Genomic DNA, 12922 nt, shown 5'->3' on the forward strand with positions numbered 1-12922 from the left:
AAACAAAAGTGGCGCATCACTGAGTAACGCGCCACTTCGATGGGGTTAACGGGTGCCGTAGACGACGATGGTCTTACCGTGTGCGGAGATCAGGTTTTGATCTTCCAGCATCTTCAGAATACGACCAACGGTCTCACGGGAGCAGCCAACGATCTGGCCGATTTCCTGACGGGTGATTTTAATCTGCATGCCGTCCGGGTGGGTCATCGCATCAGGCTGTTTCGCCAGATTCAGCAGAGTCTGCGCGATACGACCCGTTACGTCGAGGAAGGCAAGGTTGCCGACTTTTTCAGACGTGACCTGCAGGCGACGAGCCATCTGTGAAGACAGGCGCATCAGAATATCCGGGTTGACCTGAATTAATTGGCGAAATTTTTTGTATGAAATTTCAGCGACTTCACATGCGGTTTTGGCACGTACCCAGGCGCTACGTTCCTGACCTTCTTCGAAGAGGCCTAATTCACCAATAAAATCGCCCTGATTCAGATAAGAAAGGATCATTTCTTTCCCTTCTTCATCTTTGATCAGCACTGCCACTGAGCCTTTAACGATGTAATACAACGTTTCCGCTTTTTCACCCTGGTGAATCAGCGTGCTCTTCGATGGGTACTTATGAATATGGCAATGAGACAAGAACCATTCGAGAGTCGGGTCTGTTTGCGGTTTGCCAAGCACCATGCGCGGTTATCCTCTGTTATAAGCTGTCTCCAGAGCCAGAAAACGACGCTGCCTCTGGGTTTGCAAAAATATGCTTCCCGCTACCTGGGAAAGGGGCTGTCAAAAATTAACTGCAGCCTGTAATGTGATGTCCTCTGCATACATGCAGTACGTCAATGTATTACTGTAGCATCCTGACTGTTTTAGCATAGCTTTCGCCGTGTGTCTCCTGGTGTCTCGCTTCAGCATGACGCAGGTCGCCTTCCGTTGCGAGAATTGTTATGTACGCGTAATCTGTCAGGAAAATTGAAACATTGGAGTTACGAAATATGCAAGCGCGTGTAAAGTGGGTTGAGGGGTTAACCTTCCTCGGTGAGTCCGCCTCTGGCCACCAAATTTTGATGGACGGTAACTCCGGTGATAAAGCGCCGAGCCCGATGGAAATGGTATTAATGGCTGCGGGTGGTTGCAGCGCAATTGATGTGGTTTCGATCCTGCAAAAAGGCCGTCAGGATGTGACCAACTGCGAAGTGAAACTGACCTCAGAGCGTCGTGATGAAGCGCCGCGCCTGTTTACCCACATTAACCTGCATTTCATCGTAACGGGTAACGATCTGAAAGATGCGTCCGTTTCGCGCGCAGTCGATCTCTCTGCGGAAAAATATTGCTCTGTGGCGCTGATGCTGGAAAAGGCGGTGAACATTACCCACTCCTATGAAGTGGTTGCTGCTTCGTGATGTCATGCCTGATGGCGTTTCACTTATCAGGCCTACAGGATATAAACGCGTAGGCCGGATAAGGCATCAGCCGCCATCCGGCAAAATAACACCTTACTCTATCTTTTTGCCTTCCATCAGTCGCTGGACCAGCGGCAGCATAATCAATTCCATCGCCAGACCCATTTTCCCGCCAGGAACAACCAACGTATTGATATGGGAAATGAATGATCCCTGCAGCATGGCCAGTAGCCACGGGAAGTCGATCCCTTCCAGATTCCGAAAATGAATCACGACAAAGCTTTCATCCAAGGATGGAATACTTTTGGCGGCAAAGGGGTTGGAGGTATCAACGGTCGGTACGCGCTGGAAGTTAATATGCGTACGGGAAAATTGCGGCGTAATGTAATTGATGTAATCGTCCATTGAGCGCACCACTGAGTCCATCACCGCTTCGCGCGAGTGTCCCCGCTCGCTGGTATCGCGGGTCAGCTTCTGAATCCATTCCAGGTTCACGATCGGCACTACGCCAACCAGCAGATCGACATGCCGCGCCACGTTTTGCTGTGGGGTTACGACGCCGCCGTGTAGTCCTTCATAGAACAGTACATCCGTCGGTTCAGGCAGCGGCTGCCAGGGCGTAAATGTACCCGGAACCTGATTCCACGGTACGGCCTCATCGTAGGTGTGCAGATATTTTCGCGACTGACCTTTGCCCGTTTGGCCGTATTCGATGAAGGTTTGCTCCAGCAGACCGAAGTCATTAGCTTCGGGGCCGAAATAGCTGATATGCCGCCCGGCATCGCGCGCTTTGCGAATCGCCATGTCCATTTCCGGACGGGTATAACGATGAAAACTGTCACCTTCCACCTCGGCGGCGCGCAGATTTAACTGCGCGAAAATTTTACGAAACGCGAGGCTGGTGGTGGTGGTCCCCGCGCCGCTGGACCCTGTTACCGCAATCACCGGATGTTTGGCAGACATAACAACTCCATGAATAGGTTGAATTTTTATTATAGTCGGCCGTCGGCTACGGATTACTCGTGAATCTGCTTCCTCGGCATAATGTTGACCGTTTCATGCAGTTCGGACCATACCAGCACGGCTTCACCAGATTGTAGTTGGCGTTTGACGTCGGCGACTTTATGTTCGAGCGAGCGTTCATGTTCACCATAATCGGTGCCTTCGCGCAAGACAAAGCTTTCAATCAGATTGTCCAGCGCGTCCGGGGAGATGTCTTGCCAGGGGATGATCATGATGATGTCTCCAGATACGTTGTCAGCCAGTCCGGGATTCTGGATTCCAGCCACATCTCAGGACGGCGCACCGTGCCGCCAATGAATCCGACGTGGCCGCCGTGTTCCGTCAGTTGATACTCTACCTGTGAGGGCAGATTTTCCGGTTTCGGGATCACGTGATGATCCATAAACGGATCGTCCTTGGCATGGATAATCAGCGTGGGTTTGGCGATCTGGTTGAGCAACGGCATAGCGCTACACTGACGGTAATAGTCTATAGCATCGGCGAAACCATGGATTTTAGCGGTGATCAAATCGTCAAAATCGCGAATGCGACGCAGAGATTTCAACTGGCCCAGACTCACCGGCAGCGAGCCTGGATATGCCTCTAGCTTGCGCGAGGCATTGGCTTTCAACAGGTTTAGCAGGTAGCGCTGATAGACCCGGGAGAATCCCTTGTCCATATGGTAACTACAGGCTTCCAGCACGAAAGGCGCGGAAACGATAACCGCGGCATCAATTGGAATCTCAGTACCTTCTTTTGCCAGCAGGCAGGCCAGCATGTTTCCACCGAGCGAATAGCCTACCGCCGCGGTCGGCACGCGACCGAACTCACGAGCCAGCCAGTGTAAAAACCAGGTGCCATCTTCTGTCTCACCGGAGTGATAAATACGGTTCAGACGATTGGGTTCGCCGCTGCAGCCGCGAAAATGCATCACCACGCCCAGCCAGCCGCGCTTTTGCGCTGCTTCAATCAGGCCATGTGCGTACGGGCTGTTCAGACTGCCTTCCAGACCGTGAAAAACCACCAGGCGCGGTTTGTGTTTCGCCTGTTGCGGATCTTCACTCCATGCCAGATCGACAAAATCACCGTCGGGCAATTCCAGACGCTGCCAGTGGGCGTCGAACTTCACCTTGCGGCGAATTAAACGCGGCAGCATCGTCTGCAGATGGCGGTTACTGATACCGCGCATCGGGCGGAATTCTCGCGAATCGTCGTTAGGTGGAGTTATTTCTGTGGACGTGATTTCAACCATAACACCAGAGCAATTAATAATCGGAAAGAATAACTATACCGCGCACAGCGCGTGTGGGTTAGCCAATATGTGATTTTGTCGCGAGTCAGTCAGCAGGCAATCATCGGCTATAGTGCCGGATGGCGGCTTCGCCTTATCCGGCGCTCATGATTACTCGGCCAGCATCTGCTCAAGCTGTTCCTGAGCCTCCAGCCAGGCCATCTCGCACTCTTCCAGTCCGGATTTCGCACTGGCCTGCTGCTGCAAGCATGCTGTGAGTTCGGCTTTGCGGCTTTGGTCGTACAGTTCGCTATCGCCGAGTTTTTCTTCCGCCTGCGCCAGCTGTGCGTGCAGTTTCTCCATCTCTTTTTCCAGGCGGGAAATCTCTTTACGTAGCGGTTGCGTCAGGGTGCGTAGTTCAGCTTCGCGACGCTTCTGGTCTTTACGTGCCTGGGCGCTGTTAACGCTCTCTTTTACCGGTTCGTCGCTCTGGTTTTCCTGTTTTTGCACATCGCTCAGCCACTGCTGATAATCCTCAAGATCGCCATCAAACGGCTCGACTTTCTTGTCGTGCACCAGATAGAGGTCATCGGTAGTAGAGCGAATCAGGTGACGGTCGTGCGAGACCACAACCAGTGCGCCTTCGAAATCGATCAGCGCTTCGGTCAGCGCCTGACGCATATCCAAATCCAGGTGGTTGGTCGGTTCATCAAGCAGCAGCAGGTTCGGGCGCTGCCAGACGATCAATGCCAGCACCAGACGCGCTTTTTCACCACCGGAGAAGCGGCGAGTCTCTTCGCTGACTTTATCGCCCTGGAAGCCGAATCCGCCGAGGTAGTCTCGCAGTTTCTGCTCCAGCTCCTGCGGCGCCATGCGCGCCAGGTGCTGAATCGGTGATTCATCGGCGCGTAAAAACTCCAGCTGGTGCTGTGCGAAGTAACCCAGCTTGATGCCTTTTGCCAGGCCAATTTCGCCGCTGATGGGGGCCAGTTCGCCGGCCAGCAGCTTAATCAGCGTAGATTTACCCGCGCCGTTGCGTCCGAGCAGGCCGATGCGAGACCCTGGCACCAGATTCAGTTTGATCGAATCGAGAATGACGCGGTCGCCGTAGCCGGCGCTGACCTTTTCCATCTTTAACAGCGGGTTCGGCAGGCTTTCCGGCTCGCGGAAGCTGAAGTGGAACGGGTTGTCCACGTGTGCAGGGGCAATCAGCTCCATGCGTTCCAGCATTTTGATACGGCTCTGCGCCTGCTTTGCTTTGGTGGCTTTAGCGCGGAAACGATCGATATAGCTTTGCAGATGCGCCACGCGCTCCTGCTGGCTTTCGTACATTGCCTGTTGCTGTGCGAGGCGGGTCGCACGCTGGATTTCAAACGCGCTGTAGTTGCCGGTGTACTCGAACATCGTTTGCTGTTCGATATGAATAATTTTATCCACCACCGGGTCGAGGAAGTCGCGGTCGTGGGAGATCAAAATCAACGTGCCCTGATAGCTTTTCAGCCATCTTTCCAGCCAGATCACCGCGTCGAGATCGAGGTGGTTGGTCGGTTCATCGAGCAGCAGCAGGTCTGAACGGCAAATCAGCGCCTGAGCCAGGTTGAGACGCATACGCCAGCCACCGGAGAAATCGCTGACGGGACGTTCAAGCTGTTCGTTGGAGAAGCCGAGGCCATGCAGCAGGCTGGCGGCGCGTGAGCGCACAGTCCAGGCGTCGATGGCATCCAGCTTGCCATGGACGGTGGCAATGGCGTGTCCATCGTTACGTTCGTTGGCATCGTTCAACTGTGCTTCCAGTTGACGATACTCGCGGTCGCCGTCAATCACATACTCCAACGCCGGCTGTGGCAACGCAGGCGTTTCCTGATTAACCCACGCGAGCTGCCAGTTTCCCGGATAGGTAAATCCTCCGGCGTCGGCGCTGAGTTCATTTTTCAGCAATGCCAGCAGGGTAGATTTACCGCAGCCATTTTTACCTACCAGGCCAACTTTCTGCCCTGGATTAATGGTGGCCGTGGCATTTTCCAGCAAGACGCGCACGCCGCGACGAATTTGTAACGATGAGAAAACAATCATAAGGCGCCGTATGTTCAGACTATGTTAATTTATCATTATGATAATGTAATGTGTGGGCTATTTGCCGCACCGAGGCGCAATGGTAGCCCAAAACGTCGAAAATAGACAAAAGACAAAACCGGGAGGGGGATGATGTTCCAGCCAGCGAAAGTCTTGCTGCTGTATGCCCATCCGGAATCTCAGGACTCGGTCGCGAACCGGGTACTGCTTAAACCGGCCATGCAGCTCAGCAATATTACCGTGCACGACCTGTACGCGCACTATCCTGACTTTTTTATCGACATTCCGCATGAGCAGGCGCTGCTGCGCGAGCATGATGTGATTGTTTTTCAGCATCCGCTCTACACCTATAGCTGCCCGGCGTTGTTAAAGGAGTGGCTTGACCGTGTACTGAGCCGAGGATTTGCCAGCGGCCCCGGGGGGAATCAACTGGCGGGAAAGTACTGGCGGAGCGTTATCACTACCGGCGAGCCGGAAAGCGCCTACCGCTATGACGCGCTAAACCGTTATCCAATGAGCGATGTACTGCGCCCTTTTGAGCTAACGGCCGGTATGTGCCGCATGCACTGGATGAGCCCTATCATTGTCTACTGGGCCAGACGGCAAACGAAACAGGAGCTGGACAGCCATGCGAAAGCGTATGGTGACTGGCTGGCGAATCCGATCCCTGTGGGAGGCCGCTGATGGAAGGTTCTGATTTATTGACAGCCGGCGTGTTGTTCCTCTTCGCGGCGGTGGCTGCCGTTCCGCTGGCCTCAAAGCTGGGTATCGGTCCGGTGCTGGGTTACTTGCTGGCGGGGATTGCTATTGGCCCATGGGGATTAGGGTTCATCAGCGATGTGGATGAAATCTTACACTTTTCCGAACTGGGCGTAGTTTTTCTGATGTTCATCATTGGGCTGGAACTTAATCCAGCCAAACTGTGGCAATTGCGGCGTTCAATTTTTGGCGTCGGTGCCGCGCAGGTGATGCTAAGCGCGGTCGTGCTGGCAGGGCTACTGATGCTTACAGCGTTCTCCTGGCAGGCGGCAGTGGTTGGCGGCATTGGTCTGGCGATGTCATCGACCGCTATGGCGCTACAGTTGATGCGCGAAAAAGGCATGAATCGCAGTGAATCCGGACAACTGGGCTTTTCGGTGCTGCTATTTCAGGATCTGGCGGTGATCCCCGCATTGGCGCTGGTTCCGTTGCTGGCGGGGTCTGCTGACGAACATTTTGACTGGATCAAAGTGGGGATGAAGGTGCTGGCCTTTGCCGGCATGCTGATTGGCGGGCGCTATTTGCTGCGTCCGGTTTTCCGTTTTATTGCGGATTCTGGCGTGCGGGAAGTGTTCACCGCCGCCACGCTGCTATTAGTGCTGGGTTCTGCTTTATTTATGGATGCGCTGGGTTTGTCGATGGCGCTGGGAACCTTTATCGCGGGCGTTCTGCTGGCGGAAAGCGAATACCGACATGAGCTGGAAACGGCAATCGATCCGTTTAAAGGCCTGTTGCTTGGCCTGTTTTTTATCTCCGTAGGTATGTCGCTTAACCTTGGCGTGCTCTATACCCATATTTTGTGGGTGGCGGCGAGCGTGATGGTGCTGGTGGTCGTAAAAATGCTGGTGCTGTATGTACTGGCGCGTCTTAACGGCATGAGAAGCTCAGAACGGATGCAGTTTGCCGGGGTTTTAAGTCAGGGCGGTGAATTCGCTTTCGTGCTGTTTTCAACGGCCTCTTCTCAACGGCTGTTTCAGGGTGACCAAATGGCGCTGTTGTTGGTGACCGTCACGCTGTCGATGATGACCACGCCGCTGGTGATGAAGTTGATTGATAAATGGCTCTCTCGCCAGTTTAACGGTACGGATGAAGAAGATGAAAAACCTTGGGTGGAAGATGATAAACCGCAGGTGATTGTGGTGGGTTTTGGGCGCTTTGGTCAGGTTATTGGTCGTCTGTTGATGGCCAATAAAATGCGTATTACCGTCCTGGAAAGAGATATCAGCGCAGTGAATCTAATGCGCAAATATGGCTATAAGGTCTATTACGGTGATGCCACGCAGGTGGATCTGTTGCGTTCAGCGGGTGCAGAAGCCGCACAGTCTATTGTTATTACCTGTAATGAACCTGAAGACACTATGAAGCTGGTGGAGCTGTGCCAACAGTATTTTCCGCATTTGCATATTCTTGCGCGTGCGCGCGGACGTGTAGAGGCGCATGAGTTATTACAGGCTGGTGTGACGCAGTTTTCCCGCGAAACATTTTCCAGTGCGCTGGAGTTAGGGCGAAAAACGCTGGTTACGCTAGGGATGCATCCGCACCAGGCTCAGCGCGCTCAGCTGCATTTTCGGCGGCTGGATATGCGCATGTTGCGGGAACTGATCCCCATGCACACGGATACGGTACAAATCTCCCGAGCCAGGGAAGCCCGGCGCGAGCTTGAGGAGATTTTCCAACGAGAGATGCAGCAAGAGCGACGTCAGCTGGATGGCTGGGATGAATTTGAGTAGAGGTAACCATGGCAATTCGTAAACGTTTTATCGCAGGCGCAAAATGTCCGTCCTGCCAGGCGCAGGATACGCTGGCGATGTGGCGCGAAAATAATATCGATATTGTTGAGTGTGTTAAGTGCGGTCATCAGATGCGGGAAGCGGATAAAGAGGCGCGCGAGCACGTTCGCAAAGAAGAGCAAGTGATCGGGATTTTTCATCCGGACTAGCGATATGGCGCAGCTTTTTTTAAGCTAGAGGGTACACGGGTGCAGAATTCCGCTACAATCTGCGCCACTATTCTTTCCATGCTCAGGAGATATCATGAAAGTAGCAAAGGACCTGGTGGTCAGCCTGGCCTATCAGGTACGTACAGAAGACGGTGTGTTGGTTGATGAGTCTCCGGTGAGTGCACCGCTGGACTACCTGCATGGTCACGGTTCCCTGATTTCTGGCCTGGAAACAGCGCTGGACGGTCATGAAGTTGGCGACAAATTCGATGTTGCTGTTGGCGCAAACGACGCATACGGTCAGTACGACGAAAACCTGGTGCAGCGCGTTCCTAAAGACGTCTTCATGGGCGTTGACGAACTGCAGGTTGGCATGCGTTTCCTGGCTGAAACTGACCAGGGTCCAGTACCGGTAGAAATTACCGAAGTGGAAGACGACCACGTTGTGGTTGACGGTAACCACATGCTGGCTGGCCAGAATCTGAAATTCAACGTAGAAGTTGTCGCTATCCGCGAAGCGACCGAAGAAGAGCTGGCTCACGGCCACGTTCACGGTGCGCACGGTCACGACCACGATCATGACCACGGTCATGACGGTTGCTGCGGTGGTCACGGTCACGACCATGGTCACGAGCACGGTGGTGAAGGCTGCTGCGGCGGTGGCGGTAAAGGTAACGGCGGCGGTTGCGGTTGCCACTAATCGTTATACGGCATAAAAAAAAAGCGGGAATATCCCGCTTTTTTTATGTCTCAATAATGTGGCGGCGGGGTCTCTTCAGACTGCGACGCGATGTGGGACGGCTGCGTTGCCTTGAGCTTCTCCGTCAATAAACGCAGATGGTCGCGGAGTTTTGCCATTTCCAGTTCATGCGCGGTCACCGTCACGTTGAGCTCTTCAATGGTTATCTCCTGAAATGCCAGGCGACTTTCCAGTTCAGCCAGGCGAGTTTCCATTGTTGTATCCTGCATGATTCACCTCTTTCTTTTTTTCTCCGGCAGATCGCGGACTGCGGCGAATTCTACTTAACTTTGCCTGTTTGCACAGCACTCAATCTTCGGTCACGAAACTAATTTAAACAAAAAGAGTCTGAAAAGTGGTGATAATAGGGCGTGCCCGTATGTTGATTTGTTCTGCAACGCTTTATAGTACATTTTTATGTTAGCTAACCTTGGGGTGAGATGCCCCGGCCCTGGAGATATGGATGAAATCACTGTTTAAAGTAACGCTGCTGGCGACCACAATGGCTGTTGCTCTGTATGCCCCGATCACCTTCGCTGCTGACGCTGCGAAACCAGCCGCTACTGCTGACAGCAAAGCAGCATTCAAGAATGACGACCAAAAAGCCGCTTACGCGCTGGGCGCGTCCCTGGGTCGTTATATGGAAAACTCTCTGAAAGAGCAGGAAAAACTGGGCATCAAACTGGATAAAGATCAGCTGATCGCTGGCGTTCAGGATGCGTTTGCAGACAAGAGCAAACTGTCTGACCAGGAAATCGAACAAACTCTGCAGGCGTTTGAAGCACGCGTGAAGAGCTCCGCTCAGGCGAAAATGGAAAAAGACGCGGCTGACAATGAAGCCAAAGGTAAAGTTTACCGCGAGAAATTTGCTAAAGAGAAGGGCGTTAAAACCTCTTCTACTGGCCTGGTCTATAAAGTAGAGAAAGAAGGTACCGGCGCTGCACCGAAAGATAGCGATACCGTGGTAGTCAACTACAAAGGTACACTGATTGATGGTAAAGAGTTTGATAACTCTTATACCCGCGGTGAGCCGCTCTCTTTCCGTCTTGACGGTGTGATCCCTGGCTGGACCGAAGGCCTGAAAAACATCAAGAAAGGCGGCAAAATCCAGCTGGTTATCCCGCCGGATCTGGCTTACGGCAAAACCGGCGTACCGGGCATTCCGGCTAACTCTACGCTGGTCTTTGATGTTGAACTGTTAGACATCAAACCGGCACCGAAAGCCGATGCGCAGCCAGATGCTGCACCGGCAGCTAAAGCTGCGGACAGCAGCAAAAAGTAAGTAACCAGATACCGCCGCCCACAGGGCGGCGGTTTTTTATTATCGACAGGATATAATTAATACTGGAAAGCGCCTTGTGCGCTGTATTACTTTAGATGCCCCTATAATAGTGATGAGCCTGCCCTGACAACATAACGACAGGCTCCTGAAAAGGAGTGCTTTTTTTCATGTCCAGGTCGCTTTTAACCAACGAAACCAGTGAGCTAGATTTACTGGATCAACGTCCTTTCGATCAAACCGATTTCGATATCCTCAAATCCTACGAAGCGGTTGTGGACGGGTTGGCGATGCTCATTGGTTCCCATTGTGAAATCGTATTGCACTCTTTGCAGGATTTGAAATGCTCGGCCATTCGCATTGCTAACGGTGAACACACGGGCCGCAAAATTGGCTCGCCGATTACTGACCTTGCGTTGCGTATGCTGCATGATATGACGGGTGCGGATAGCAGCGTGTCGAAGTGTTACTTCACACGTGCGAAAAGCGGTGTCTTGATGAAGTCGGTGACGATTGCCATTCGCAACCGTGAGCATCGCGTGATTGGTCTGCTGTGCATTAACATGAACCTTGATGTTCCATTCTCGCAGATAATGAATACCTTTATCCCACCGGAAACCCCGGAAGTGGGTTCTGCCGTTAACTTCGCTTCTTCGGTGGAAGACCTGGTTACCCAAACGTTGGAATTCACGATTGAAGAAGTGAATGCCGATCGTAATGTTTCCAACAATGCCAAGAATCGCCAGATTGTCCTGAATCTGTATGAGAAAGGTATCTTCGATATTAAAGATGCCATTAACCAGGTCGCCGATCGGCTGAACATCTCCAAGCACACGGTTTACCTCTATATTCGTCAGTTCAAAAGCGGCGATTTCCAGGGGCAAGACAAGTAATGCGTTTTGCCATTATGGTGACGGGGCCAGCTTATGGCACGCAGCAGGCGAGCAGCGCGTTGCAATTTGCTCATGCGTTACTCAAAGAAGGGCATGAGCTCTGCAGCGTCTTTTTCTATCGTGAAGGTGTGTATAACGCCAACTTCCTGACTTCACCTGCCAGTGATGAATATGATCTGGTGCGGGCCTGGCAACAGCTGAACCAGCAGCATGGCGTGACGCTGAATATCTGCGTAGCTGCGGCGTTGCGTCGCGGCGTCGTTGATGAAACAGAAGCGAAGCGACTGGGACTGGCAGGGGCTAATTTACAATCAGGTTTTAACCTCAGCGGGCTGGGTTCGCTGGCTGAGGCATCCCTGACCTGCGATCGCGTGGTGCAGTTTTAATGAAACGTGTTGCTTTTGTCTTTTCTACCGTGCCGCATGGCAGTTCGTCTGGCCGCGAAGGGTTAGATGCCTTACTGGCGACATCGGCATTAACGGAAGACCTCGGCGTATTCTTTATCGGCGATGGCGTTTTTCAAATCCTCCAGGGACAACAACCGGATGTCGTGTTGGCTCGCGACTATATCGCAACCTTCAAGCTGTTAGGGTTGTACGATATCGATCAATGTTGGCTTTGTGCCGCCTCATTACGTGAGCGGGGCCTCCAGCAGGGGGGTAATTTTGTGGTCGATGCGACAGCGTTAGAACCGGAAGATTTACGCCGTGAGCTAGGCAACTATGACGTCATTTTAAGGTTTTGAGATACTCATGCTGCACACATTACATCGCTCCGCGTGGCTTACCGATTTCTCCTCTCTTCTTCGCCTGATTGATAAAGACGATGAACTTTTATTGCTTCAGGATGGCGTGACCGCGGCAATAGAAGGGAGCCGTTTCCTTGAAAGTCTGCAAAATGCCTCCATTAAGGTCTATGTACTGGAAGAAGACATTAAAGCTCGCGGCTTAGGTGGTCAAATTTCAGACAGTGTCGTCAGGGTTAGCTATACTGACTTCGTCAGACTTACGGTGAAGCATCCCAGCCAGATGTCCTGGTAATTGTGGGATCGTTGTATATTTCTTGACACCTTTTCGACACCGACCTAAAATTCTGCGTCCTCATATTGTATGAGGTCGTTTTATTACGTGTTTACGAAGCGAAAGCTACAACCAGGAGCTATTTAATGGCAACAGTTAACCAGCTGGTACGCAAACCACGCGCACGCAAAGTTGCAAAGAGCAACGTGCCTGCACTGGAAGCATGCCCGCAGAAACGTGGCGTATGTACTCGTGTATATACTACCACTCCTAAAAAACCAAACTCCGCACTGCGTAAAGTATGCCGTGTGCGTTTGACTAACGGTTTTGAAGTGACTTCCTACATCGGTGGTGAAGGTCACAACCTGCAGGAGCACTCCGTGATCCTGATCCGTGGCGGTCGTGTAAAAGACCTCCCGGGTGTTCGTTACCACACCGTTCGCGGTGCGCTTGACTGCTCCGGCGTTAAAGACCGTAAGCAATCACGCTCCAAGTATGGCGTGAAACGTCCTAAGGCTTAATGGTTCTCCGTTAAGTAAGGCCAAACGTTTTATATTAATGTCAAACTAAACTCGTAGAGTTTTGGACAATCCT

Annotated in this window: 17 protein-coding genes; 11 read left to right on the forward strand and 6 right to left on the reverse strand. The window is 52.5% G+C overall.

The features are described from left to right. Positions 1 to 45: 45 nt before the first annotated feature. Entirely contained in the window at positions 46 to 678 is a 633-nt protein-coding gene (gene crp / locus HV350_RS02025) for a cAMP-activated global transcriptional regulator CRP (RefSeq protein ID WP_000242758.1), read from the reverse strand. A gap of 308 nt (positions 679 to 986) precedes the next feature. Between crp and HV350_RS02030 the strand changes: the two genes are divergently transcribed. Next, a complete protein-coding gene (locus HV350_RS02030) occupies positions 987 to 1394 on the forward strand; it encodes an OsmC family protein (protein WP_016154773.1) in 408 nt (135 codons plus the stop codon). Positions 1395 to 1487: 93 nt separating this feature from the next. Here HV350_RS02030 and HV350_RS02035 read toward each other — a convergent pair whose 3' ends face one another. The 4 genes from HV350_RS02035 to HV350_RS02050 all read right to left on the reverse strand — a co-directional run bounded on the left by HV350_RS02035 (position 1488) and on the right by HV350_RS02050 (position 5700). Beyond that, a complete protein-coding gene (locus tag HV350_RS02035) occupies positions 1488 to 2357 on the reverse strand; it encodes a phosphoribulokinase (RefSeq protein WP_003827751.1) in 870 nt (289 codons plus the stop codon). 53 nt (positions 2358 to 2410) lie between these two features. Further along, complete coding sequence (locus tag HV350_RS02040) at positions 2411 to 2629, reverse strand: YheU family protein (RefSeq protein WP_153646687.1); 219 nt, start codon at positions 2627 to 2629, stop codon at positions 2411 to 2413. Continuing rightward, entirely contained in the window at positions 2626 to 3648 is a 1023-nt protein-coding gene (locus tag HV350_RS02045) for a hydrolase (RefSeq protein ID WP_181629699.1), read from the reverse strand. Before HV350_RS02045 ends, HV350_RS02040 begins: the two co-directional genes overlap by 4 nt. Before the next feature lie 150 nt (positions 3649 to 3798). Further along, a complete protein-coding gene (locus HV350_RS02050) occupies positions 3799 to 5700 on the reverse strand; it encodes an ABC transporter ATP-binding protein (protein WP_053388946.1) in 1902 nt (633 codons plus the stop codon). Positions 5701 to 5832: 132 nt separating this feature from the next. On the opposite strand from HV350_RS02050, the gene kefG reads away from it, so the two are divergent. The 4 genes from kefG (at position 5833) to slyD (ending at position 9098) form a co-directional block, all read left to right on the forward strand. Beyond that, positions 5833 to 6384 carry a glutathione-regulated potassium-efflux system ancillary protein KefG gene (kefG, locus tag HV350_RS02055; protein ID WP_181630623.1) on the forward strand — a complete coding sequence of 184 codons (552 nt, stop codon included), beginning with the start codon at positions 5833 to 5835 and terminating at the stop codon, positions 6382 to 6384. After that, the gene (gene kefB, locus HV350_RS02060; protein ID WP_016154769.1) at positions 6384 to 8189 is read left to right on the forward strand and encodes a glutathione-regulated potassium-efflux system protein KefB; all 1806 of its coding nucleotides are present in this window, start codon (positions 6384 to 6386) and stop codon (positions 8187 to 8189) included. The genes kefG and kefB overlap by 1 nt, the downstream gene beginning before the upstream one ends. An 8-nt stretch (positions 8190 to 8197) precedes the next feature. Then, positions 8198 to 8398 carry a YheV family putative zinc ribbon protein gene (locus tag HV350_RS02065; RefSeq protein ID WP_016154768.1) on the forward strand — a complete coding sequence of 67 codons (201 nt, stop codon included), beginning with the start codon at positions 8198 to 8200 and terminating at the stop codon, positions 8396 to 8398. Positions 8399 to 8492: 94 nt separating this feature from the next. Then, positions 8493 to 9098 carry a peptidylprolyl isomerase gene (slyD, locus tag HV350_RS02070; protein ID WP_003023634.1) on the forward strand — a complete coding sequence of 202 codons (606 nt, stop codon included), beginning with the start codon at positions 8493 to 8495 and terminating at the stop codon, positions 9096 to 9098. Between the two features lie 50 nt (positions 9099 to 9148). Here slyD and HV350_RS02075 read toward each other — a convergent pair whose 3' ends face one another. Beyond that, complete coding sequence (locus HV350_RS02075) at positions 9149 to 9367, reverse strand: protein SlyX (protein ID WP_003023639.1); 219 nt, start codon at positions 9365 to 9367, stop codon at positions 9149 to 9151. Positions 9368 to 9600: 233 nt separating this feature from the next. Here HV350_RS02075 and fkpA point away from each other — a divergent pair, with 233 nt between their 5' ends. From fkpA to rpsL, 6 genes are all read left to right on the forward strand, one after another. Then, on the forward strand, positions 9601 to 10419 hold the full coding sequence (gene fkpA, locus HV350_RS02080) for an FKBP-type peptidyl-prolyl cis-trans isomerase (protein ID WP_181547198.1): 819 nt from the start codon (positions 9601 to 9603) through the stop codon (positions 10417 to 10419). Between the two features lie 167 nt (positions 10420 to 10586). Next, on the forward strand, positions 10587 to 11309 hold the full coding sequence (locus HV350_RS02085; RefSeq protein WP_003023643.1) for a transcriptional regulator: 723 nt from the start codon (positions 10587 to 10589) through the stop codon (positions 11307 to 11309). Then, positions 11309 to 11695: a sulfurtransferase complex subunit TusD gene (tusD, locus tag HV350_RS02090; protein WP_016154766.1), complete on the forward strand. Its 387-nt coding sequence runs from the start codon at positions 11309 to 11311 to the stop codon at positions 11693 to 11695. The genes HV350_RS02085 and tusD overlap by 1 nt, the downstream gene beginning before the upstream one ends. Continuing rightward, positions 11695 to 12054, forward strand: coding sequence for a sulfurtransferase complex subunit TusC (gene tusC / locus HV350_RS02095; protein WP_047415984.1), 360 nt, complete (start codon positions 11695 to 11697; stop codon positions 12052 to 12054). Before tusD ends, tusC begins: the two co-directional genes overlap by 1 nt. A gap of 7 nt (positions 12055 to 12061) precedes the next feature. Further along, positions 12062 to 12349, forward strand: coding sequence for a sulfurtransferase complex subunit TusB (tusB, locus tag HV350_RS02100; RefSeq protein WP_016157620.1), 288 nt, complete (start codon positions 12062 to 12064; stop codon positions 12347 to 12349). Positions 12350 to 12474: 125 nt separating this feature from the next. Beyond that, positions 12475 to 12849, forward strand: a complete 375-nt coding sequence (gene rpsL / locus HV350_RS02105; protein WP_003023654.1) for a 30S ribosomal protein S12 — start codon at positions 12475 to 12477, stop codon at positions 12847 to 12849. The last annotated feature ends 73 nt before the right edge of the window (positions 12850 to 12922 follow it).

The organism is Citrobacter sp. RHBSTW-01013 (assembly GCF_013781985.1).
GTDB lineage: Bacteria > Pseudomonadota > Gammaproteobacteria > Enterobacterales > Enterobacteriaceae > Citrobacter > Citrobacter braakii.